The sequence below is a fragment of the Enterococcus sp. AZ101 genome, from assembly GCF_050499005.1.
Classification (GTDB): Bacteria; Bacillota; Bacilli; order Lactobacillales; family Enterococcaceae; genus Enterococcus_L; species Enterococcus_L ureilyticus.
This window is the reverse complement of the sequence record NZ_JBMHEZ010000002.1, coordinates 677,033-698,578: the sequence shown is the minus strand read 5'-3', so window position 1 is coordinate 698,578 and position 21,546 is coordinate 677,033. Positions and strand designations below refer to the sequence as shown.

The window sequence follows — 21,546 nt, the reverse complement described above, 5'->3', positions numbered from 1 at the left end:
ACAACGAATCGTTCAAAAGAAAGAAGGATATTTATGAATCACGAAAAAATCAATGATCTAAAAAAATGGATGGCCAGCGAGAATATCGACCTCACTTATATTAGTGATCCTGGACATATTGCTTATTTTTCTGGCTATAAAAGTGATCCACACGAACGGGTTTTAGCTTTATTTATCTCATTAAATCATGACCCTTTTTTATTTACACCAGCTTTGGAAGTTGAAGATGCTGAAAAAAGTTCATGGAGCTACCCTGTTCATGGTTATCTTGATAGCGAAAATCCGTGGGAAAAAATTGCTCAACTCATTAAAAATAATGAAACCCCAACAAAAATTGCGACTGAAAAAGAAGCGTTGACTGTTGCTCGTTTTGATATTTTGACTCATTATTTTCCTACTAGTGATTTTACAGTAAGTGTCACACCTGTCATCGAAAAACTGCAACTACTCAAAACATCAGACGAAGTTGCTAAACTGATGGAAGCTGGTAATTGGGCGGATGTTGCCTTGGAAATTGGGTTTAAAGCGATCAAAGAGGGCGCTAAAGAACAAGAAATATTAGCTGAAATCGAATATCAATTAAAACGTCAGGGGATTCGTTCGATGAGTTTTGATACATTAGTTCTTGCTGGTAAAAATGCGGCCAGCCCTCATGGCAATCCAGGAAATACAGCAGTTACGAAACAAGATCTCGTTTTATTTGATTTAGGTGTTGTATACAATGGCTATTGTAGTGACGTTACTCGAACAGTTGCTTATAAAGAACCTACAGATTTTCAAAAAGAAATTTATGCAATTGTGTTAGAAGCGCAATTGAAAGCTATGGATGCAGTCAAACCTGGTGTTACTGCAGGAGAATTGGATGAAGTGGCGCGTGGTGTCATCAGTAGTTATGGTTATGGAGATTATTTCAATCATCGATTAGGACATGGTATTGGGACAACTGTTCATGAATATCCTTCACTAGTTACTGGCAACGATTTGATCATTGAAGAAGGTATGTGTTTTTCAATCGAACCAGGTATCTATATTCCTGAAAAAGTTGGTGTCCGCATTGAAGATTGCTTGCACGTAACTAAAACTGGATGCGAAGCTTTCACGAAAACACCAAAAGAACTAATCATTCTTAACTGATAAAAAGAAAGCTTGCACTCTGTTTAGAATGCAAGCCCTCTTTTTTATTTGCCTTTAAGCTCGTCTACTGCTTCTTTAGCAGCATTTTTAGTCTCTGCCTTTGCTTCTTCTGCTTTTTCTGGTACATCTTTCGTTGCTACTTTTGCTTCAGCTACACCTTCAGAAACAGTTTCTTTGGCTTTTTTAGCAGAGTGTTTCACATCAATAAAAATATCGTCTGATGCCTCTTCAGCAATATCACCTAATTCATCCACTTGATCATTAACATCTTTAGCTGTTTTCTTGAAACGATCCGATAAATCACCTGTTTGTTTTTTGAATGATTCTAGCACTGTATCTGAGACGCCTTGTGCTTTATCTAAAGAATCTTTCGTCTTGTCTTTCACATTACCTGCCAAATCCCCAGCTTGTTCACCTAATACACTTGCTTTGTCTTTTGCAATCGATGATAACTCAGAACCTTTTTGCACCGCGTAGTCCGTATAATCTGTTGCTTTGTCCTTAAAGTCATCAGCTTGGTTTGCTAAATCTTCACGTAATTCTTTCCCTGATTTAGGTGCTAATAAAAGAGCTGCTACAGCTGCTGCTGTTCCACCAATAATTGCTCCTAAGAAAAATCCGCCTTTTTTCGCCATGTTAATTCCTCCATTATCTGTTATTATTTTATTGTTTCACTAACTTTTGATGATTTTTTGGGACGAAATGCTCTAAATGCTGCGCCACCGACTTTACTAACCACACCAGCTTTTGCTGTTGTCTTACCAACTGCTCCAACTTTTCCAAGTAGATTTTTACTTGAATAATTCAGTTCGGAAACACTCTCACTTAACTCAGCTACTGCTTCAAATAATGGATCGATCGTCGCTACTTTTTTATTCACATCATCTAGCAACACATTACTTTTTACTAAAAGTCCTTCTACTTGTCTAGATAAGATATCTACATCTTTTGTAACAACCTCGATTGTTTTATTTGCTTCATCAACTGTAGTCGTCACTCGTTCTACCGTTTTCCCGATTTTCATCAAGACTAAAACAATAAATACTACTAATACAGCAAACGCTACTGCAGCGATAATCGCTGCAACCTCTCCACCTGTCATATCCTTGCTCCTTTCATCAATTATTTCATGTTCTTAGAATAACACCAACTGGTCTTTTTCACAAATTATTCAATTAAATTTGTTCCCCTAATTATAACAATTCATCGCATAACTCTCCACCAAATATAGCAATAAACTTGATGATTTTTTGGGTAAAAAAATACGTGATTGGAACATAACTCTTTGAGTCATATCCCAATCACATGGAATCCATATAAACGGTGGGAGTAGAAGCAATCTCTTCGGAAATAAACACTCCTGTTCCAACCTCATCTCTAAAAGAAAAATAATACTACAGTTCATTTCTATTTCTTTTCATGTGTGTCTTTTTTAGCAAGTTGTGCCCCTAATTCAATAATGTAATCACGTAAATTGTCTTTAACTTCTGGGTGGACTAATCCATATTCAATACTAGTTTTCATAAAACCAAATTTATCCCCAACATCATAACGTTTACCAGTAAATTCTCTAGCAAATACACGTTGTGTTTTGTTCAAGGTATCAATAGCATCCGTTAATTGAATCTCACCACCTGCACCTGGCTCTTGTGATTCTAATACATGGAAAATTTCAGGTGTCAATAAATAACGACCAATAATCGCTAGATCACTTGGGGCTTCCTCAGGTGTTGGCTTTTCTACAAAACTATTCACATTGAACAATCCTTTAGAAACCTCAGCCTCTGGATTAATGATGCCATATTTCGATGTTTCTTCATGTGGTACTTTCATTACTGCAATCGTTGAGGCATGTGTTTCATCATAATCATTCATCAGTTGTTTAGACAACGGAATCTTATCTTCCATAATATCATCACCTAGCATTACGACAAACGGTTCATTGCCTACAAAGGCTTTCGCTTGTAGCACAGCATGACCCAAGCCTTTAGGATGTGATTGACGAATAAAATGAAGATTGACATCTGTCGTTTCTTCGACCAATTTTAATAAATCAGTTTTATTTTTCTCTCGAAGATTGCTTTCCAATTCAAAATTTGCATCGAAATGATCTTCGATCGGACGTTTTGCTTTCCCTGTAACAATCAAAATATCTTCGATTCCAGAAGCCAGTGCTTCTTCAACAATAAATTGAATCGTTGGTTTATCTACGATCGGCAACATTTCCTTTGCCATCGCTTTTGTCGCTGGTAAAAATCTTGTTCCCAGACCAGCCGCTGGAATAACCGCTTTTTTTACTTTCATGCCAATAGGCCTCCTAAAAATTATATAGAAAATTCATTTTCCGTTTTACCATCACGCAACATGATTTCTTTCGCTGCTAGTTTTACATCTTTGCCCTCATACAATACCTTATAAATTGCTGCTGTGATCGGCATATCCACATTCAACTGTTGAGATAACTCATAGGCTGCTTTCGTTGTTGAAACGCCTTCAACGATCATGCCCATATTCTCAAGGACTTCATCTAAGCTATGACCTTTTCCAAGTAGATTACCAGCTCGCCAATTCCGTGAATGAACACTTGTACACGTAACGATCAAATCACCAACTCCACTTAACCCGATGAAAGTCAGAGGATTTGCGCCCATTGCTACCCCTAAACGGCTGATTTCAGCTAAACCACGTGTCATGATTGCAGCTTTTGCATCGTCTCCAAAACCTAAGCCATGAATTGCCCCAGCCCCTAAAGCGATGATATTTTTCAAAGCCGCGCCGGTTTCAACACCGATCACATCATCATTCGTATAAATTCTAAAATAATCATTCATAAATAATGATTGAACATATTTGGCCGCTGCTATTTTCTCACTTGCCGCTGTAATCGTTGTAATATCATGAACAGCCACTTCCTCAGCATGACTCGGTCCAGATAAAACAACTACGCCTCTTCTTTTTTCTGTAGGAATCTCTTCCATCAAAACTTCAGATATTCGTTTATGACTGCCTTGTTCCAAGCCCTTACTCGCATGAATAATCAACGGCTGATTTTTACATTTCTCTGTGAACTCTTGTGCCACCGTTCGAATTGCTTTGGTGGGTACAACAAATAAGACAGCATCTGCCTCTTCGATACATTCTTCGAGCGATACCTTCCCTTGAATTGATTCTGGAATGACCAAATCAGGAAGATAATGATGATTCGTATGCTGAGTATTGATTTCATCAATTTGTGCCTTATTATGTCCCCAAATGCGAACCTCATGACCATTTTCTGCTAAAACCTGAGCCAATGCAGTTCCCCAAGAACCGGGACCTAAAACAGCAACTTTTTGTTTCATTGGTGAAAAACTCCTTTCAAAATAGAAAAGCTGAACGAATCGTTTAGCTCTGACAGAAAAATAGGAATAACTAACTGAGTCGCTCTTTGACTCATTTAGTTTTTATCTTTTTTCCGAAGAGCTGATTCAGTGATGCTAGATCATTGAAAAGCTGAACGAATCGTTTAGCTCTGACAGAAAAATAGGCAGCTGATTTAAGAATATTTTTTTATTCTATAAGCAGATTGTCTATTCTCCAAAATACTGATTCGGTAAAACTGAATGAATCAAATAACTCAAATAGTCTTTAACAGGAATACTTTATGTTTTCCCGTTGCTAGTTCTTTTAAATAAATAAAACCAAATTACTCATTTTATAATTTCCATACCCATCTAACATTTTAACATAGGTGGGTCAGAATAGGCAGTTCTAAACAGCCTTTTTTACAGTTCCTTTTTCACGATTATAAAATGGGACCGCGCCTTTTTTCCGACGTATAATCAACACTACGATCGCCCCAAAAAATAATATTAAAGAAAACACTTGAGAGACGCGAATGCTACCAAAGGCATAAAGACTATCCGTCCGCATTCCTTCAATAAAGAATCGACCAAAAGAATACCAAATAACGTAACCTAAAACAACTTCTCCTTCTTTTAAGAAATCTTTCTTTTTCCTCAAAATGACCAATACAATAAAACCTAGCACATTCCAAATTGATTCATATAAAAAAGTCGGCTGATGATAAGTTCCATCAATATTCATATTATCAATAATAAACTTGGGCAAATGCAAGCCTTCTAAAAATGCTCGAGTGGTTGCTGGACCATATGCTTCGTGGTTCATAAAATTACCCCAACGTCCGATCCCTTGCGCCAAAATCACGCTAGGCGCAGCGATATCTAAAAAGGTCCACGTTGAAATAAATCGATGTCTTGTAAAGAAAAATAATGCAAGACCGCCACCGATCAAGCCGCCATAAATTGCTAGACCACCATTTCTAGTCAAAATAATTTCAATAGGGTTATCTACATAATCCTGCCATTGAAAAATTACATAATACAAACGTGCGCCAATAATGGCACTTGGCAGTCCCCACAACATAAAATCAATCACATCATCTTCTTTTAATCCCACACGAACTGCTTCACGACTGCTCAGCCAAACCGCTAGTACGATTCCTGAAACAATAATAATTGCATACCAGTACACAGATATCCCAAAAAGATTAAATGCTACTGGATTTACTTGTCCTAACATTTGGCTTCCTCCTAATTTAAAAGCGAAGCGGACTCATTTAACTCTGACAGAAAATAGGAAAATCTAAAAATGACGCTCTTTGTCATATTTAGAGTTTATCTTTTTTCCAAGATGTTGCTTCATGAAGCTAGATAAAACATCCGTAAAAACGGTCCACTTCGTTTTAGTTATACTATTCTACACCAGAATTTTCTTCAATCAATCTTGTTAAACGTTCTTCAAATGACTTAGTCGCATCATAGCCCATCGTTTTTGCACGGAAATTCATAGCAGCAACTTCAATAATGATTGCTACATTCCGACCAGTTTTCACAGGAATGCGAATTTGTGGCACATCAACACAGGCAATTTCTACCATTGCATCATCAGAACCTAAGCGGTCATATTTCTTATCTTTTTCCCAAGCTTCTAAATAAACAACAAGTTGAACCTGCATGAACCCTCGAACTGCACTTGCACCGAATAAGTTCATGACATCAATGATTCCAATCCCACGAATTTCGATCAAATGTTGCAAAATCTTCGGTGGCTCACCAACAACAGTCAATTCATCTTGCTGATAAACATCTACTCGGTCATCTGCAATCAATCGATGCCCACGTTTAATCAATTCTAAAGCAGTTTCACTTTTCCCAATTCCACTGTCCCCTTGGATCAGGACACCTAAACCATAAACATCGACTAAAACACCATGAACGCTGGTTCTTGCGGCTAAACGACTATCCAGATAACTTGATAACTCTCCTAGTAATCTCGAGGTTGAAATAGGGGAGCGCAACACAGCTAGCCCTTTTTCTTTAGCGGCCTGCACCATTTCTTCAGGCGCTTCCAATCCTCTAGAAATAATAAAAGCTGGGGTATCCTTTTCACATAAACGGCGCATGACCATCAAACGTTCTTCTGGTATCATCCGTTCAGAAAAAGTAATCTCTTTACTGCCAAACAATTGTAAACGATTATGAGGATAGTAATTAAAATAGCCAGTTAATTCCAATCCAGGTCGTGAAATATCCCCTGTCGTAATTTCTCTATTTAGACTTTCTTCATCGCCATACACGACTTCTAAAGAAAGCTTTTTTACCAGTTGATGTATTTTTACAACTTCTTCCATATTCTTAATTCATTCCTTCCTGTTCCCTACTCGTACCATTTTATCATTTCAGGTAGGAAGTTTCTAGCTATTAGGGAGATTGTCCTTGTTTTGTTGCTGGTGTCCGTTATATGGGGGCCCTTGTCCTTATTTTTCACCCTATTCAGATCCAATAAAATGTGTTAAACGCTCTTGATTGACTATCATTAATTACTTTGTATACTTAGTTGTATCACTATGAATAGTCAAAAAACAACTTACTGGATGTGTCTTTATGGAAAATCCTTTGAAAGAACAAGCTAAAAATTTATCACTGAATCCTGGTGTCTACTTAATGAAAGATCGGCATGGAGATGTTATTTATGTTGGTAAAGCTAAAAAGCTACGGGAACGAGTCCTCAGTTACTTTGTCAAAAATAAGCAGCATTCTAGCAAAACGTTGCGACTAATCCAACAGCTAGCTGAATTTGACGTGATTGAGGTAGAGACTGAGCTCGATGCCTTACTTTTAGAATGTCGCCTGATCCAACAGTTCCGTCCCATTTATAATCGACAAATGAATTCTTTTGAAAAATACAACTACATTCAGATCAATACTGACAACGACGAAATCTCAATCAATATTCTTTCTGTCCCCACGCAAAAAAACTGTTTTGGTCCTTTTTCAACAAATAGAAAGCTTGTGGAATTAAAGCAAATATTGGAAAGCTTATACGAATTAAATCCAAGTGATTACTGGCATCAATCCTTTGCTAAACATCATACATTCCCTTTAACACATACAACGATTAAAACAGAGTTACTAGGTGCCTTTACCTTTGATAATCAATTACCGCAAAAACGGTTAGAAGCAAAAATGATTTTAGCCGCAGAAAATCATTCATTTGAAAAAGCCTTAAAATTACGAGAAGACTGGCAACTTCTCACTCGCTTTTTTGCGCAAAACAAAAAACTAGTCCTCGCTAATCAAGCCAGTTGGCAATTATTACAAATGACTACCCACTCAAAAATGAAGTTTTATCTAATTTATCAAGGTCTTGTTATCAATAGCCGAACGTTTACGAAACAAACTGTCGCGAAATACACATTTGATGAATTAGCAAATAAAATGCTGCCTAAGAAGGAACCGAAAAACATCCAGCAATTTTCAAAAGAACAAGTCGATTTTATCAATATCCTCTACAGTTATATCAATCATCATAAAGAAGCTTTACTGATTGATTTGACTGTACCGTACGCAGAAAAATAAGGATCAAACCCAAGCGAGCACGTTGGGGTTTGATCCTTATTCATTATATTTATCTAAATTACGCTCACTGACGATTGCATTGACCAACGACATGATCACTGCCATTAGAATTGCCGCCCCGAAGCTGGAAAAACCAAAATTTAGTTCCCCAACGAAAGCAGAGGTCATCTTTAAAATCGCAGCATTTACAATAAAGCTAAATAAGCCAAATGTAAGCAAAGTAAATGGAAGTGATAAAATCGTCAACACAGGTTTTACTAACATATTCAGTATAGAAAGAACAAATGCTGCAATGATCGCCATCCAGATACTTCTTACATAAATCATATTTGGAAAAATCACTGAAAGTGAGACAAATGTCAACGTATTAACAATCAAACGTTGAAAGTACGTCATTAGAAGTCACTCCAGTCATCGTCATTTACTTTTTCAGCTTGTTTTCTTTGTTTTTGTCCATTTGCATAAGGGTTTGGATTATGCGTGTTTCGGTTGTACGGATTTTGATGTCCATAGTTGTTATTCCCTCTATTTCTGCCAGAAGGAATCAATACGGCTAAAACAATGTATAGAACAATTGGACTGCCGATAAAGATAAAGCTAGCCACTACGTACATCACGCGGACAATCGTAGGATCGATGCCTAACCATTCTGCAATTCCCGCTAGGGTTCCGGTAAATACCACATTATTGGGAGATTTTGTCAATCGTTTTCTCATTTTTTTCACCTCTCATCTCTTAAATTTTACAATAGAATGGATGAAGAATCATCCTTTTTTTATTATTTTTCTTGTTATTGATAGTCACGAGGCATGAACGTTTTTAATGTTCATCCTCTTGACTATTTTTAAAGAATTGACTCTTTTCAAGCAATCAAGTTCTACACATTTATTTATCTGTGTCTTTTAAATAAATGTTTCCTGTTGTTGTAGAAGCGTTGATTTGCGCCATATCGTCGTCATTCAATCGTCTAAATTGTAGTAATTGATTGGTTCTTTCTTTCTTTTCACGAATCACATCGTAGTCACTTAAACGACTATTGATGCTGCCTAAACTTGTTTTGACTGTTCCTTCAACACCTAATTCTATTGGTAATGCAATTTTCACATTGCCATTTACAGAACTTGCTTCTACTTTACGTAAAGTCTTTTCTTTGGCTGTAATGCGGACATCACCATTGATCAATGAAACCCCTATTGTTTGTGGTGTTGCAGCAATCGTTACGGTGCCATTTACTGTTTCAATGATATTGTCTAGGATCTCACCATCTAAGACTTTGATATCTCCATTCACTCCTTCAATTTCAAGCATCGTTGCATCGATTTTGTTGAATGTGATTGAACCATTCGTTGATTTAGTATAAACATCTTTTGCTTTCAGTGATTCAATTGTCACATTGCCGTTCAACAATTTGATTGAAACATGGTCAAATGTTCTTTCTGGTAAGTAGAAGATTAGATCTGCACGAACACGTTTATTGGGAATTTGGAATGAAATCACTTCGTCATCCACATCGATTTGGCTTCTTTCTAAGAAAGCTTCCAGTGGTGTTTCAGCGTCCATTTTACCATAAAGTTTGATTTTCCCTTCAACTTTAACATCTGGTTGATCCCACGTCTTGAATACAATGTTTCCATTTGCTACTTTGACATCGATCAAGCTTGCTAAAGGTGCTGGATAATTAAATTCATGTTCAAATTTTGTTGTAGCAACACCAGGAACTTTGAAACTAACATCTTTCCATTCCATGTTATCATTCATTGTCTCAGAAAATGAATTGAATGTCTTTTTAAGGAATGATCCTAATTGAGAACCTGCTTCACTCATTTTTTCACCGACTTGATTGATCGTGTCTGTCGCTTGCTCTTTCCAATCATCTGGAATATCAAATTTTGAAGCAACACGATCTTTCGTTTCAGACCATTGCTCTTTACGAATATTTTTCAATTCAGCTTCTAGAGCAATTTTTTCTTGGATTCTTTCATCTAAAGAATCTTCTAACGCTTTGATTTCAGCCTCCAATGACGCTCTTTCATCTAAATCTTCAGGTGTTAATTCACTTAATTCTTCTTTAGTATTTAATTCCATTAATTTTTCTTGTGCTTCTTTGATTTCTTCTTTAACACCAGCGATTTCAGCATTGATCTCATCTAGCTCTACAGAAGCTCTGTTCGCTTCCGTTGCTAACGCATCTAGAATTTTTTCTAAACGCTCATGATCTTCAGCTTCTTTTGCTTTGATTTCTTCATCAGAAATCTCAGGTTCGATTGTTTCTTCTTCCTTGTTCTCTAACTTATTTAATAAATCTACGACTTTGTCATTCTCTTTTGTGTCAACAGTTGGATTTGTTACATTTACTTGGTCGGCAGCTTTTTTGATTTGTTTTTCATCTTTTTCTGTCGCCATATTTTCTAATAAGACTAAAGCTTCCTCTGAAGATAGGATACCTTTTTTAACTAAGTCTAATACTCTTTCTCTTTCTTTCATGGAAATTGCCTCCTTAGCAAATTTTTCACCCGAGGGTGTTTTCCTTATGTACCTATTATGCCTTCTTTTTAATCATTTGTCATAGGACTTAAGAATGAATTTTCGGTAGTCCTCAAGGGTAAGCACTAATTTATTTTCACTAAGCATTGATTTTAAGTACTTATAATAGAAGAAACACTATCTTTATATCAAAAAGCAGCCGCTTTTGTCCCATCACTGATCCAAAATGAGAGTGTGAAACAAAACGTATTTTAGTTTTGCCTCACACTCTGCTATTTATATATGAAACATACCCTTTTTACTTTTTTAACTCCTTAGGTCAATTGTGGATCTCACGATAAATCAATTGACTTTCAGGTATATCTGAACCAATGCGAACATTGTCTTTGATCATCTCTTGTACAGCTGTAACATCTTCTTGATTGGCAAAAATCGTCACTAAGCTGTCACCTTTTTTAACTGGATCTCCGACTTTTTTTCTTAAAATTAACCCAACTGCTAAGTCGATATCCTCTTCTTTTGTTTCACGTCCTGCCCCAAGTTTCATTGCTGCGACACCAATATTATCAGCAACAATTTCTGTGACAAAACCGTCTGAATCCGCGATAACTTCTATTTCAAATCTGGCTTGCGGTAATAAAGTAGGATTCTCTATCCAGTCAGGATCTCCTCCTTGGTTTTTGATGAACTGTTTGAATTTCACTAAAGCTGATCCATCTTTGATCACACCTTGTAGTAATTCCCTTGCTTCTTCTAGAGAATCTGTTTTTCCAGCGAGGACCACCATTTGACTCCCCAAAGTCAAGACTAATTCAGTTAAATCGGCTGGCCCATTTCCATGCAAGGTATCGATTGCTTCTTTTACCTCTAAAGAGTTTCCGATGGCATTACCAAGCGGTTGCGACATATCAGAGATGATGGCCATTGTATTTCTTCCAACTAAGTTACCTATTCGAACCATCGCTGATGCTAATTCGATTGCATCTTCTTCGGTTTTCATAAAGGCACCTGCACCAGTTTTAACATCCAAAACAATAGCATCTGCACCCGCTGCAATTTTTTTACTCATAATTGAACTGGCAATCAATGGGATTGAACTAACCGTTGCTGTCACGTCTCTTAATGCGTAAAGTTTTTTATCTGCTGGAGTTAGATTTCCTGATTGGCCGATTACTGAAATTTTATCTCGGTTGACCATTTCAGTAAATTGATCGTCTGTCAATTCTACATGAAACCCATCAAAGGCTTCTAGCTTGTCGATTGTACCACCTGTGTGACCTAAACCGCGACCAGACATTTTTGCAAAAGGAATATCAAGAGCGGCCACAAGAGGTGCTAAGACTAATGTTGTTGTATCCCCAACACCGCCTGTTGAATGTTTATCTACTTTAATACCTTCGATAGCCGATAAATCGATCACATCACCAGAATGGACCATCGCTAAGGTTAGATTTGCTCTTTCCTCATCTGACATATCTTGGAAATAAACAGCCATTAAAAAAGCACTTACTTGATAATCTGGGATTGTTTCATTTGTTAGACCCGCGATAAAAAACTCGATCTCTTCTTTACTCAGTTCATTACCATTCCGTTTTTTTTCAATAATATCAACCATTCTCATCATTCGTACCTCACAATCTCAATTGTTTAACACTTAATATCCACCTGTCGTATCGTTGATTGTCGCATCAACGATTGCCACACTTGAACTAGCACCAACTCTTGATGCCCCTGCATGGATCATCGCTTTAGCATCTTCTGCATTACGAACACCACCCGATGCTTTTACACCGATATTCGGACCAACTGTTTTACGCATCAAAGCGATATCTTTGATGGTCGCTCCTCCTGTTGAAAAGCCAGTTGATGTTTTAACAAAGTCGGCCCCAGCTTGAACAGATAATTTTGAAGCTATTACTATTTCTCTATCTGTTAGTATGCAGTTTTCAAGTATCACTTTAACTAGAGCTTTTCCTTTAGCCGCCAAGACGACTGCTTCAATATCTTTTAAAACCGTTTCCTCATCACCCGATTTTAACGCACCAACATTTATGACCATATCAACTTCTGTTGCACCATTTTTAATCGCATCTGCTGCTTCAAATGCTTTTGTTGCCGTTGTACTAGCTCCTAGAGGAAATCCAATAACTGTACAAACTTCTACCGATGTTCCAGCTAACTCTTTACTCGCTTTGGCTACCCAGTAAGGATTCACGCAAACAGAAGCAAATTCATATTTTTTTGCTTCTTCAATCAAGCGCATTAAGGCCTGCTCATCCGCTTCCGGTTTTAATAATGTGTGATCGATCATTTTGTTTATATTCATTAACACTCTTCCTTCCAGAAATTCCGTTCTTAAAAACTGAAATTTCGTTCATATAAAATAGTTATAAAAGAGTAGTCTATATTCTCTACTCCTGTTTTTCAATATAATTAGTGATTTAAAAGTTTCATTGCTGTAAACTTATCGATCAATAAAACATTTGCATAACCACCAACTAGTGCACCGTGGATTGCTTTGATTTTACGATCGCCTCCAGCAATCAAAATAGCTTTTTCTTTGGTCTTCAGTTCCTCAAGCTCAATACCAATCGTTCGACCATTGATTTCCTCATCACTGATTTGTCCCTTTTCATTAAAGAATCTCGAACAGATATCACCTACCGCATTCGCTTTAAGGGATTTTTCTTCTGATTCTGTAAAATAACCTAGGCGAAAATGCAACGACTCACTTTGTACGGTTCCAACTGTAAAAACTGCTATATTTGCTTGTCTTCCTAATTCGATAACCTTACTAATATGACGATCAGCTACAACCAAGTCCTTCGCTTTTTTACTATCTAAAATAACGGGTAAAGGAAATGTTCTAGCTTTTGTATTTAACATTTCAGCAAACAGCGTAATCGTCTCAAACGCATAATTATTCACATCAAAGTACGCTATACCACCTTTTAACTGAACAACTTCTACACCTTTAACATCGAGACGGCTCATCTTAGAAACAGTCTTATGCATCGTTGTGCCCCAGCTAACACCGACAATATCTCCACTTTTAATCGTATCCTCAAGATATTCAGCAGCATATGATGTCAAATATTCTGAAATTGAATTGTAATTGGGATCAGGTGAAAAAGCAACATGGACTTCTTCTAAGCCATATTTTTCTTTTAACTTTTTTTCAATTTCAAACAGATCAGAAAAAGGATCAAAAATCGTGATTTGAACATACCCTTTTTCTTTTGCATACTGTAATAGTCGTGAAATTGTTGGACGTGAAACATTTAATTTTTCAGCAATTTCCTGTTGACTAAGCGAAGATTGATAATAGAGTCTTGCCACTTCAATACTAAGCTGTTGTTTTTCTTTATCCATACTCATTGTCCGTTCCTTATTATTTACGCTCATTATAGCAAGAACAAGCAAGGATGACAAATTGACTTTTTTAGTTAGCCAAATAAATACTTCTTAACTCAGCTAACTTTTGTTCATCAAAGTTCAAACATTGCGCAGCATATTTTTCGGTAGTACCAAAATTTTTCTCAATTAAATTCAGTGCATGATCCAGATAATCCTCTTTTACATAAAGAGCTGTTGCTAAGGATTCAAGTTGTTCTTCATTAAATCCTTGTTCTCTGAATTGTTGTACTAAGCTATCATTTGCGGATTTTCTTTCCGTGTTGGTGATCAAGAAATCTTTATAGATTGCTTCTTTGTCTACGTCTAATAGTGACAATAACAAAGCTGAAGCATAGCCAGTTCGGTCTTTTCCAGCAAAACAATGAAAAATTGTCGCTCCGTCTTTATTGCCCAAAATGTAGTCCATAAATTCAGTAAAGCCTTCTTGTGCCCCTGGATTCAAGATTAAATCTTCATAGACACCTAGCATATGTTTATCGACTGCTTCAACTGACTTTAATTTAGCAAAATCTGCTAAGCTTGAATTTTTAGCATTCATTTTTCCTAATAAATCTAAATTGATATATTCCACTTCTTCTATCGGTGTATCTGGTGACTCACTGATTTCAAAGCCGCGCCTAAAATCAATGATTCTGGTTAGATTAAACGTTTCAACTAAAACAGATTGGGTTTCTTTGTCTAAATTCACTAGATGACCCGACCGTAATAATTTCTTTGGTTTCACTGTTTTTCCTTCTTTGTTCTTGATTCCACCTAAATCTCTAAAGTTTGTAATTTGTCTGTTCATTTGTTTATTCCACCTTTATACCTTTACTTTTTTTCTTCTTCTTTCTTCTGCTAAAGCAACGATTCCCAAAAGAATAGCAATGATCACAATTGAAATATAAAAAATGATAAAGGTATCATTCCAACCATGTAACACGTGACCAAAGAAATTCACACCCTCTTTTGATGGATCAGAAATTTTTGCTAGAAGAATTTTTGCCATTGAGTCCCCAAATAAATAAGCAAAAGCCCCTAATAAACCACCAGAGACAACTGTCGCTTTTTTAGGAACAAATCCTAGCATAGATAAATTGATCAATAATTGTGGACCAAAGACCATCATCCCCAACATGAATAATGAGGCATTGATCACAAATTCTGTTATCCCAAGCTGGTACCCTATAATCCCGATTGGTAATAAGATAGTGCTGATTGTAGCCACTAAGGCTGGCCGCCCTTTTAATAAGTCTGAGATATAGCCCCAAGCCAGACAACCAATCAATGCGCCCATCTCAAAGTAAAAAATCGTTTGTGCCGCTGCTTCTTGTGAAAAATTCAAATGTTCTGTTACGTATAACGGAGCCCAATTATCGATACCGATCCGCACAATGTAAACAAAAACATTCGCTACGCATAATACCCAAATATAAGGATTCGTTAATAAATATTTTTTAAAGATCTCCCACTTTGTTAAGTGTTCAGCATCAATATTTGCTTCTTCTACTGGTTCACCAAAGATTTCTTCACTGGAATTCCAACCAAGGTCTTCTGGTCGATTCTTCCCAATAAAAAAAGTAATGATGGCAACTATAGCCGCAACAATTGCTGGAATAATAAACATTCCGGCAACTTGTCCTTTGAAGAAAGTAGTTGCACACCACACAGCAAAAATTCCTGCAAAACCTCCGCCAATATTGTGAGAGGCATTCCATAACCCAATATACCGACCACGATTGCTTCTAGTCGTCCACTGGGTAATCACTGAAGCACAACTAGGACCGCCCACACATTGGAACAAGCCATTCAGTGACCATAATACAACGATCCAGCCCATCGGGACATTATTCATCGTAAACAAAATCCCCATACATAAAACAGTGATCGAAGAGAGTAACAACAAAATCGATAAAATTTTCTTCGTATTTTTACCGTCTACAAGATACCCAACTATAAATTTACCAAAGCCATAAACGATTGAAAAGACAAATCCGATATAACCAAGATCAGTCGTAGTCAGACCTAATTGACTTTTTAATAAGGGCTGGGCGGCTTTAAAATTATTACGAATCATATACATCGTGATGTAGATGACTACAACGACCAAAAACGGTTTCATAAATTCCTTAAACCATTGTTTCCGCTGTTCAATCAAGTATGGACGTTTCACATTACCAACAACAACATTTGTTTCTTCCAAATTAACTCACCCCAAAATTTTAATTATAATGGTTAGCGCTTTCCAATATATTTGTATAATACACGAGGTAAGAACAAATGTAAACATATTGTTGAAATTATGTTCAAATTTATTTTTTACATTAATGAGATTAAAAAAACGAACTAAAAACAAAAAAATAGACCAAAACAAACTGTTTTGATCTACTCTCAAATAAATTGTTTTACTGACTTATTCGTCGTGATTGCTATTTAGCTCTGTGATTTTTCCAGTCGCTAGATAAACGATCCATTCACAGATATTTGTGACATAATCGCCAATGCGCTCTAAATACGTTGCTACGTGAAGATAATCTGTTCCACTGACAACCGTCTCAGGATTCGCCTGCATCGCCTTGATGGAATGGCTATATATACTATCAAAATACTCATTTACGCGAGTATCCATTTTAGCGATCATCCGCGCATCTTTTTGATCTGTTTTGACATAAGCGATCAGTACGTTATCAACCATTTTTTTAACATAGTCTGACATATCTGAAATTTCTTTTTCGATTTCTGGGATTCTTGTTTCCCCTTTTAAACGAATTGTTGATTTTGCGATTGAAACTGCATGATCTGCCATTCTCTCTAAATCTGAACTAGCTTTCATCACGGTAATGATCATTCTTAAATCTGTTGTAACGGGTTGTTGTAAAGCAATCATTTCAAAACTTTTCTTCTCAAGCTTGACTTCCATATCATTGATTTGTACATCGTAATCAATGACTTCATTTGCAATTTTTTTATCATGGTTGATATAAGCACGGACTGATTTATGTACAACATTACTTACCATCATCCCCATCTCATAAAATTGATTATGCAAATTCAATAATTCTTCTTCAAACTGGCTGCGCAACATGTGTTTTCCTCCTTTATTGTTTAACCAAATTTTCCAGAAATATAGTCTTCGGTTTGTTTTTCTTTAGGATTCAAAAATATTTTCTTTGTATCATTAAATTCTATCAATTCCCCTTGTAAAAAGAACGCTGTTTTATCAGAAATCCGTGATGCTTGGGACATGTTGTGTGTCACCATGATCATCGTATATTTCTCTTTCAATGTTAAAAGCATGTTTTCGATTTTACCACTTGAAACCGGATCAAGGGCACTTGTCGGCTCGTCCAGTAAAATGATCTCAGGATCGACTGCTAAAACCCGAGCAATACACACACGTTGTTGTTGCCCACCTGACAATGATAAAGCACTTTTATGCAGTTTATCTTTTACGTCATCCCAAACTGATGCCGCTTTTAAACTGTTTTCGACTGCTTCATCTAATACTTGCTTATTCTTTTCACCTTTTAAACGCAAACCATAAATCACATTTTCATAGATAGAAAAAGGAAATGGATTCGGTTGTTGAAAGACCATTCCGATTTCTTTTCGTAAATCTACAATATCTGTCTTAGGTCCGTAGATATCTTTGCCTTTATAAACAACGCTTCCCGTAATCGTTACCCCAGGAATTAAATCATTCATTCGGTTCAACGAACGTAAATAAGTAGACTTACCACAACCAGACGGTCCGATCATTGCCGTAATTTCTCCTTGATTGATGCTTAAATCAATCCCTTTAAGTGCTTCTTTTTTTCCATAATATAAATGCAAATCTTTTGATGAGATAATTTCGTTTGTCATCGTACTCCTCCTAACCAAAATGTCCAGAAACATAGTCTTCTGTCGCTTGAATTTTTGGTCGTGTAAAGATTTTTCTTGTTTCATCGTATTCAATTACTTTTCCTAGATAGAAAAAGGCTGTGTAATCACTGATACGAGCAGCTTGTTGCATATTGTGTGTCACAATGATGATTGTGTAATCATCTTTCAAATTAACTAAGGTTTCCTCTACTTTACCAGTTGAAATAGGGTCTAGCGCACTCGCTGGTTCATCTAAAAGTAAAATATCTGGTTTCATGGCGATTGCTCTGGCAATACATAAGCGTTGTTGTTGCCCACCAGATAAAGCTAACGCACTTTTGTCTAAATTATCTTTGACTTGATCCCAAAGTGCCGCCTGTTTTAAACTCGTTTCGACAATTTCATCTAACTTTTTCTTATCTTTTTCACCGTGCTGTTTTAAAGCAAATGTAATATTCTCATAGATTGATTTGCTAAAAGGATTGGGACGTTGAAATACCATGCCGATCCGTTTACGCATTTCGTAAACATCTACTTCTTTCGTATTAACATTCACCTCTTTGTACATGATTTTACCAGTTACTCTAGTATTGGCGATCCCATCATTCATCCGATTAAGCGAACGTAAATAGGTTGATTTACCGCAGCCAGATGGTCCAATTAAAGCGGTGATCTTATTTTTTTCAAATTCTAGATCAACACCTTTGATTGCTTCGTTATCTCCATACCAGACATGTAAATCATCGGTATGCAAAGCGATCGGCTCTGGCAATTTTATAATATTCGTGTCATTTAAATTGTATTCTTTCATTCTGATTCCCCTAACATTAGGCTGATGTCATTCTTTTATATAATCTATTTCCGATAAAACGTGCACCAAAGTTAAATAGTAAAACGACTAAAATCAGAACAGCTGAAGCACCTGCCGAAACAGCTGCACCATCTGGCATCGTTCCCTCTGTATTAATTTTCCAAATATGGACAGCCAACGTTTCCGCTTGACGGAAGATACTAATCGGACTTGAAACGCTTAATGGGTTCCAGTTACTGAAATCTAAGGCTGGTGCACTTTGGCCAGCAGTGTAAATCAAAGCGGCGGCTTCACCAAAAATCCGCCCAGAACTTAAGATCACACCCGTTAATATTCCTGGTAAGGCTTCTGGAACAACAACTTTCAAGACTGTTTCCCAGCGGGATAAGCCCAATGACAGCCCAGCTTCTCGCTGTGTGTAATGAACGGCTTTTAATGATTCTTCAACGTTTCTTGTCAATAAAGGTAAGTTGAAAAATGTCAGTGCTAAAGCACCTGAAATAATGGAAAAACCATAACCCATCTGTACTACAAAAATCAAGAAACCAAACAAACCAACCACAACTGAAGGAAGTGAACTTAAAATTTCGATTGATGTACGGATCACATCAGTCAACCAATTTTTCTTTGCATACTCTGAAAGGTAAATACCAGCTCCTAAAGAAATAGGGAAGCTAATCAACATCGTAATCAATAGTAAGTAGAGTGAATTGAATAATTGAATCCCGATCCCCCCACCTGCTTGATAGGCTTTAGAAGGTTTTGTTAAAAAGTCCCAAGAAATATGAGGAATACCGCGGACAAGAATATAAAGTAGCAATGCTGCCAAAATTAAAACAATCACACCTGAAATGGCATATAAAATACCTGTTGCAATTTTATCTGCTTTTTTTGCGTTCATTATTTCAAGGCCCCTTTCTTACCAATGATCCGAATAATGATATTAAAGAATAAGGACATCAACAACAAGATCAAAGCAAGTGACCAAAGAACATTATTTTCTACTGTTCCCATGATAGTATTTCCAATGCCCATTGTTAAAATACTTGTCAAAGTTGAAGCTGGAGTTGTCAAACTTGATGGCATAATTGCTGCATTTCCGATAACCATTTGGATTGCTAACGCCTCCCCAAAAGCACGTGCCATTCCGAAAACAACAGCTGTCAATAAGCCTGGAACCGCCGCACGCAAGACCACTTTATAGATCGTTTGCCAGCGTGTTGCACCTAAGGCTAATGATGCTTCCCGATAATGCCGAGGAACCGATTTTAGTGCATCAACCGTCATCGTTGTAACAGTTGGTAAAATCATAACAAACAAAACAAAAGTCCCAGCTAAAATCCCAAAACCTGTACCGCCAAAAATTGAACGAATAAAGGGTACAATTACAGACAGCCCAATAAAGCCATAAACAACGGATGGAATCCCAACTAATAGTTCAATAACTGGTTGTAAAATTTTTGATCCTTTTTTCGGTGAAATTTCTGTCATAAATACTGCTGCACCAATTGCAAAGGGTGTTGCAATGATCGCAGATAAAAATGTTACAATAAAAGAACCTGCTATCATCGGCAAAGCGCCTACCATGGGTTTCCCATCCGTCCCAGTTTCACCTGGGTTCCAATTAGTACCGAATAAGAAATCAGAAACTTTGATTTTATTTGTAAAAAAGGTTGCTAAACCTTTACTAGCTACAAAATAAAAAATCGATAAAACAACCAAAACAATCAATGCGATGCAAAGAAAACTAATAAACTTCCCTCGCTGTTCCATTCTAGCGCGCTTTGATTTTGTTAATAACGTTTTCTGCACATCTTCCAAGAAAATTCCTCCTTATTTTAAAAGCGTAACGTGCTCGTTCAGCTTCGACTGGAAAATAGGAAAAATGATTGAGGTGCTTTTTACCTCACTCACTTTTTATCCAACCAAACATAAATCTCCCGTTTGTTCAACACTTTCCATAATAAATTCAGTCTAACTTTCAAACATCAATTTGCGTTTAATAACATGTAAATCTTATGTTAAGTTTGTAAATTTTGTGTAAAGGCGGATTATTTAATAAGATTTCCTTGCCAATCCCGCTCTACTTTCATCTTAGAAACTGGAATATAGCCTAATTGACCAATGATTTTTTCCTGCACATCATCTGATAACATAAAGGCCAAAAATTCATCAGTTAATTGTTTTGGTTTTCCTAATGTATACATATGTTCATAAGACCAAATAAACCATTTATTGGTAACAACATTCTCATCAGTCGGTTTTACCCCATCAATACTTAGCGTGTTAACCTCATCATTAACATAGGAAAAAGCCGTGTAACTGATTGCTCCTGGAGTGTCTGCAACAATCGAGCGAACCATTCCACTTGAATCTTGTTCTTGCGCTTGAATCGCCGTTTTCCCATCTAATACCCAGCGTTCAAAAGTCACACGTGTACCACTTCCAGCAGCACGATTCAACAGGACAATCGGGATATCGTTTCCACCAATTTCTTTCCAATTGGTAATTTCTCCTAGAAAAATCTTTCTCAGGTTGTCTAACGAAATATCGGACAATCCAATATTCTTATTGACGATCGGCGTGATCCCCACTACCGCAACTTTATGATCTGTCAGTTTAGTGGCATCGATCCCTTTTTTCTCTTCTGCAAACAAGTCAGAGTTTCCAATGTCTACTGCCCCTGATTGTACTTGACTTAAACCTGTTCCACTTCCCCCACCTTGAACATTAACAAAACGTCCTGGGTTTTGATTTTGAAATTCTTCTGCCGCGGTTTCCACTAGCGGCTGAAGAGCTGATGAGCCAACTGCTGTGATCGATTCACCTCGATCGATCCACTTCGCACAGCCGGATAAAGTCAGTATTCCAATTAAACTAACAAATAATAGTATTTTCTTTTTCATTTATCTGATAATCCTCCAAACTCAATTCAAT

At 36.8% G+C, this 21,546-nt stretch carries 22 protein-coding genes; 2 read left to right on the top strand and 20 right to left on the bottom strand.

Annotated features, from left to right (window positions below; translation table 11 throughout):
• Nucleotides 1-33 precede the first annotated feature (33 nt).
• A complete protein-coding gene (locus tag IGJ50_RS12650; protein ID WP_069638727.1) occupies nucleotides 34-1,134 on the top strand; it encodes an aminopeptidase P family protein in 1,101 nt (366 codons plus the stop codon).
• Between the two features lie 44 nt (nucleotides 1,135-1,178).
• On the opposite strand, the gene IGJ50_RS12645 is transcribed toward IGJ50_RS12650, so the two are convergent.
• The 6 genes from IGJ50_RS12645 to hprK all read right to left on the bottom strand — a co-directional run bounded on the left by IGJ50_RS12645 (nucleotide 1,179) and on the right by hprK (nucleotide 6,826).
• Nucleotides 1,179-1,769 carry a YtxH domain-containing protein gene (locus tag IGJ50_RS12645; protein ID WP_207120737.1) on the bottom strand — a complete coding sequence of 197 codons (591 nt, stop codon included), beginning with the start codon at nucleotides 1,767-1,769 and terminating at the stop codon, nucleotides 1,179-1,181.
• A gap of 23 nt (nucleotides 1,770-1,792) precedes the next feature.
• On the bottom strand, nucleotides 1,793-2,236 hold the full coding sequence (locus tag IGJ50_RS12640; RefSeq protein ID WP_429950720.1) for a DUF948 domain-containing protein: 444 nt from the start codon (nucleotides 2,234-2,236) through the stop codon (nucleotides 1,793-1,795).
• Between the two features lie 305 nt (nucleotides 2,237-2,541).
• Nucleotides 2,542-3,438, bottom strand: a complete 897-nt coding sequence (gene galU / locus IGJ50_RS12635) for a UTP--glucose-1-phosphate uridylyltransferase GalU (protein ID WP_069638730.1) — start codon at nucleotides 3,436-3,438, stop codon at nucleotides 2,542-2,544.
• Between the two features lie 20 nt (nucleotides 3,439-3,458).
• The gene (locus IGJ50_RS12630; protein WP_429950718.1) at nucleotides 3,459-4,475 is read right to left on the bottom strand and encodes an NAD(P)H-dependent glycerol-3-phosphate dehydrogenase; all 1,017 of its coding nucleotides are present in this window, start codon (nucleotides 4,473-4,475) and stop codon (nucleotides 3,459-3,461) included.
• Nucleotides 4,476-4,884: 409 nt separating this feature from the next.
• Nucleotides 4,885-5,715 (bottom strand): prolipoprotein diacylglyceryl transferase, encoded by an 831-nt coding sequence (lgt, locus tag IGJ50_RS12625; protein ID WP_069638732.1) that lies wholly within the window; start codon nucleotides 5,713-5,715, stop codon nucleotides 4,885-4,887.
• A 172-nt stretch (nucleotides 5,716-5,887) separates the two neighbouring features.
• Nucleotides 5,888-6,826, bottom strand: a complete 939-nt coding sequence (gene hprK / locus IGJ50_RS12620) for an HPr(Ser) kinase/phosphatase (RefSeq protein WP_429950716.1) — start codon at nucleotides 6,824-6,826, stop codon at nucleotides 5,888-5,890.
• Between the two features lie 253 nt (nucleotides 6,827-7,079).
• Between hprK and IGJ50_RS12615 the strand changes: the two genes are divergently transcribed.
• A complete protein-coding gene (locus IGJ50_RS12615; RefSeq protein ID WP_207120735.1) occupies nucleotides 7,080-8,054 on the top strand; it encodes a GIY-YIG nuclease family protein in 975 nt (324 codons plus the stop codon).
• A 36-nt stretch (nucleotides 8,055-8,090) separates the two neighbouring features.
• Here the strand turns inward: IGJ50_RS12615 and IGJ50_RS12610 are convergent, their stop codons facing one another.
• The 14 genes from IGJ50_RS12610 to IGJ50_RS12545 all read right to left on the bottom strand — a co-directional run bounded on the left by IGJ50_RS12610 (nucleotide 8,091) and on the right by IGJ50_RS12545 (nucleotide 21,515).
• Nucleotides 8,091-8,450, bottom strand: a complete 360-nt coding sequence (locus tag IGJ50_RS12610) for a phage holin family protein (protein ID WP_429950714.1) — start codon at nucleotides 8,448-8,450, stop codon at nucleotides 8,091-8,093.
• Complete coding sequence (locus IGJ50_RS12605) at nucleotides 8,450-8,770, bottom strand: PspC domain-containing protein (protein ID WP_069638736.1); 321 nt, start codon at nucleotides 8,768-8,770, stop codon at nucleotides 8,450-8,452. The genes IGJ50_RS12610 and IGJ50_RS12605 overlap by 1 nt, the downstream gene beginning before the upstream one ends.
• 169 nt (nucleotides 8,771-8,939) lie before the next feature.
• On the bottom strand, nucleotides 8,940-10,538 hold the full coding sequence (gene liaX, locus IGJ50_RS12600) for a daptomycin-sensing surface protein LiaX (protein ID WP_207120734.1): 1,599 nt from the start codon (nucleotides 10,536-10,538) through the stop codon (nucleotides 8,940-8,942).
• A gap of 319 nt (nucleotides 10,539-10,857) precedes the next feature.
• A complete protein-coding gene (locus tag IGJ50_RS12595) occupies nucleotides 10,858-12,159 on the bottom strand; it encodes a pyrimidine-nucleoside phosphorylase (RefSeq protein ID WP_069638738.1) in 1,302 nt (433 codons plus the stop codon).
• Between the two features lie 33 nt (nucleotides 12,160-12,192).
• On the bottom strand, nucleotides 12,193-12,864 hold the full coding sequence (deoC, locus tag IGJ50_RS12590) for a deoxyribose-phosphate aldolase (protein WP_069638739.1): 672 nt from the start codon (nucleotides 12,862-12,864) through the stop codon (nucleotides 12,193-12,195).
• A 107-nt stretch (nucleotides 12,865-12,971) separates the two neighbouring features.
• Nucleotides 12,972-13,910 carry a sugar-binding transcriptional regulator gene (locus tag IGJ50_RS12585; protein WP_069638833.1) on the bottom strand — a complete coding sequence of 313 codons (939 nt, stop codon included), beginning with the start codon at nucleotides 13,908-13,910 and terminating at the stop codon, nucleotides 12,972-12,974.
• Between the two features lie 70 nt (nucleotides 13,911-13,980).
• Nucleotides 13,981-14,742 carry a tyrosine-protein phosphatase gene (locus tag IGJ50_RS12580; protein ID WP_429950710.1) on the bottom strand — a complete coding sequence of 254 codons (762 nt, stop codon included), beginning with the start codon at nucleotides 14,740-14,742 and terminating at the stop codon, nucleotides 13,981-13,983.
• Between the two features lie 15 nt (nucleotides 14,743-14,757).
• Nucleotides 14,758-16,137 carry a hexose-6-phosphate:phosphate antiporter gene (uhpT, locus tag IGJ50_RS12575; protein ID WP_429950708.1) on the bottom strand — a complete coding sequence of 460 codons (1,380 nt, stop codon included), beginning with the start codon at nucleotides 16,135-16,137 and terminating at the stop codon, nucleotides 14,758-14,760.
• A gap of 210 nt (nucleotides 16,138-16,347) precedes the next feature.
• A complete protein-coding gene (gene phoU / locus IGJ50_RS12570; protein ID WP_069638742.1) occupies nucleotides 16,348-17,019 on the bottom strand; it encodes a phosphate signaling complex protein PhoU in 672 nt (223 codons plus the stop codon).
• Nucleotides 17,020-17,039: 20 nt separating this feature from the next.
• Complete coding sequence (gene pstB / locus IGJ50_RS12565) at nucleotides 17,040-17,798, bottom strand: phosphate ABC transporter ATP-binding protein PstB (RefSeq protein ID WP_069638743.1); 759 nt, start codon at nucleotides 17,796-17,798, stop codon at nucleotides 17,040-17,042.
• Between the two features lie 10 nt (nucleotides 17,799-17,808).
• Entirely contained in the window at nucleotides 17,809-18,609 is an 801-nt protein-coding gene (gene pstB / locus IGJ50_RS12560; RefSeq protein WP_069638744.1) for a phosphate ABC transporter ATP-binding protein PstB, read from the bottom strand.
• A gap of 16 nt (nucleotides 18,610-18,625) precedes the next feature.
• Nucleotides 18,626-19,510: a phosphate ABC transporter permease PstA gene (gene pstA, locus IGJ50_RS12555; RefSeq protein WP_069638745.1), complete on the bottom strand. Its 885-nt coding sequence runs from the start codon at nucleotides 19,508-19,510 to the stop codon at nucleotides 18,626-18,628.
• Nucleotides 19,510-20,430, bottom strand: coding sequence for a phosphate ABC transporter permease subunit PstC (pstC, locus tag IGJ50_RS12550; protein WP_069638746.1), 921 nt, complete (start codon nucleotides 20,428-20,430; stop codon nucleotides 19,510-19,512). The genes pstA and pstC overlap by 1 nt, the downstream gene beginning before the upstream one ends.
• A 230-nt stretch (nucleotides 20,431-20,660) precedes the next feature.
• Entirely contained in the window at nucleotides 20,661-21,515 is an 855-nt protein-coding gene (locus tag IGJ50_RS12545; RefSeq protein ID WP_069638747.1) for a phosphate ABC transporter substrate-binding protein PstS, read from the bottom strand.
• Between the last annotated feature and the right edge of the window lie 31 nt (nucleotides 21,516-21,546).

Excerpts from the sequence above, each read along its gene's own strand:
- IGJ50_RS12650 (WP_069638727.1), top strand. The coding sequence starts at position 34 with ATGAATCACGAAAAAATCAATGATCTAAAAAAATGGATGGCCAGCGAG.
- IGJ50_RS12645 (WP_207120737.1), bottom strand. The coding sequence starts at position 1,769 with ATGGCGAAAAAAGGCGGATTTTTCTTAGGAGCAATTATTGGTGGAACA.
- IGJ50_RS12640 (WP_429950720.1), bottom strand. The coding sequence starts at position 2,236 with ATGACAGGTGGAGAGGTTGCAGCGATTATCGCTGCAGTAGCGTTTGCT.
- galU (WP_069638730.1), bottom strand. The coding sequence starts at position 3,438 with ATGAAAGTAAAAAAAGCGGTTATTCCAGCGGCTGGTCTGGGAACAAGA.
- IGJ50_RS12630 (WP_429950718.1), bottom strand. The coding sequence starts at position 4,475 with ATGAAACAAAAAGTTGCTGTTTTAGGTCCCGGTTCTTGGGGAACTGCA.
- lgt (WP_069638732.1), bottom strand. The coding sequence starts at position 5,715 with ATGTTAGGACAAGTAAATCCAGTAGCATTTAATCTTTTTGGGATATCT.
- hprK (WP_429950716.1), bottom strand. The coding sequence starts at position 6,826 with ATGGAAGAAGTTGTAAAAATACATCAACTGGTAAAAAAGCTTTCTTTA.
- IGJ50_RS12615 (WP_207120735.1), top strand. The coding sequence starts at position 7,080 with ATGGAAAATCCTTTGAAAGAACAAGCTAAAAATTTATCACTGAATCCT.
- IGJ50_RS12610 (WP_429950714.1), bottom strand. The coding sequence starts at position 8,450 with ATGACGTACTTTCAACGTTTGATTGTTAATACGTTGACATTTGTCTCA.
- IGJ50_RS12605 (WP_069638736.1), bottom strand. The coding sequence starts at position 8,770 with ATGAGAAAACGATTGACAAAATCTCCCAATAATGTGGTATTTACCGGA.
- liaX (WP_207120734.1), bottom strand. The coding sequence starts at position 10,538 with ATGAAAGAAAGAGAAAGAGTATTAGACTTAGTTAAAAAAGGTATCCTA.
- IGJ50_RS12595 (WP_069638738.1), bottom strand. The coding sequence starts at position 12,159 with ATGAGAATGGTTGATATTATTGAAAAAAAACGGAATGGTAATGAACTG.
- deoC (WP_069638739.1), bottom strand. The coding sequence starts at position 12,864 with ATGAATATAAACAAAATGATCGATCACACATTATTAAAACCGGAAGCG.
- IGJ50_RS12585 (WP_069638833.1), bottom strand. The coding sequence starts at position 13,910 with ATGGATAAAGAAAAACAACAGCTTAGTATTGAAGTGGCAAGACTCTAT.
- IGJ50_RS12580 (WP_429950710.1), bottom strand. The coding sequence starts at position 14,742 with ATGAACAGACAAATTACAAACTTTAGAGATTTAGGTGGAATCAAGAAC.
- phoU (WP_069638742.1), bottom strand. The coding sequence starts at position 17,019 with ATGTTGCGCAGCCAGTTTGAAGAAGAATTATTGAATTTGCATAATCAA.
- pstB (WP_069638743.1), bottom strand. The coding sequence starts at position 17,798 with ATGACAAACGAAATTATCTCATCAAAAGATTTGCATTTATATTATGGA.
- pstB (WP_069638744.1), bottom strand. The coding sequence starts at position 18,609 with ATGAAAGAATACAATTTAAATGACACGAATATTATAAAATTGCCAGAG.
- pstA (WP_069638745.1), bottom strand. The coding sequence starts at position 19,510 with ATGAACGCAAAAAAAGCAGATAAAATTGCAACAGGTATTTTATATGCC.
- IGJ50_RS12545 (WP_069638747.1), bottom strand. The coding sequence starts at position 21,515 with ATGAAAAAGAAAATACTATTATTTGTTAGTTTAATTGGAATACTGACT.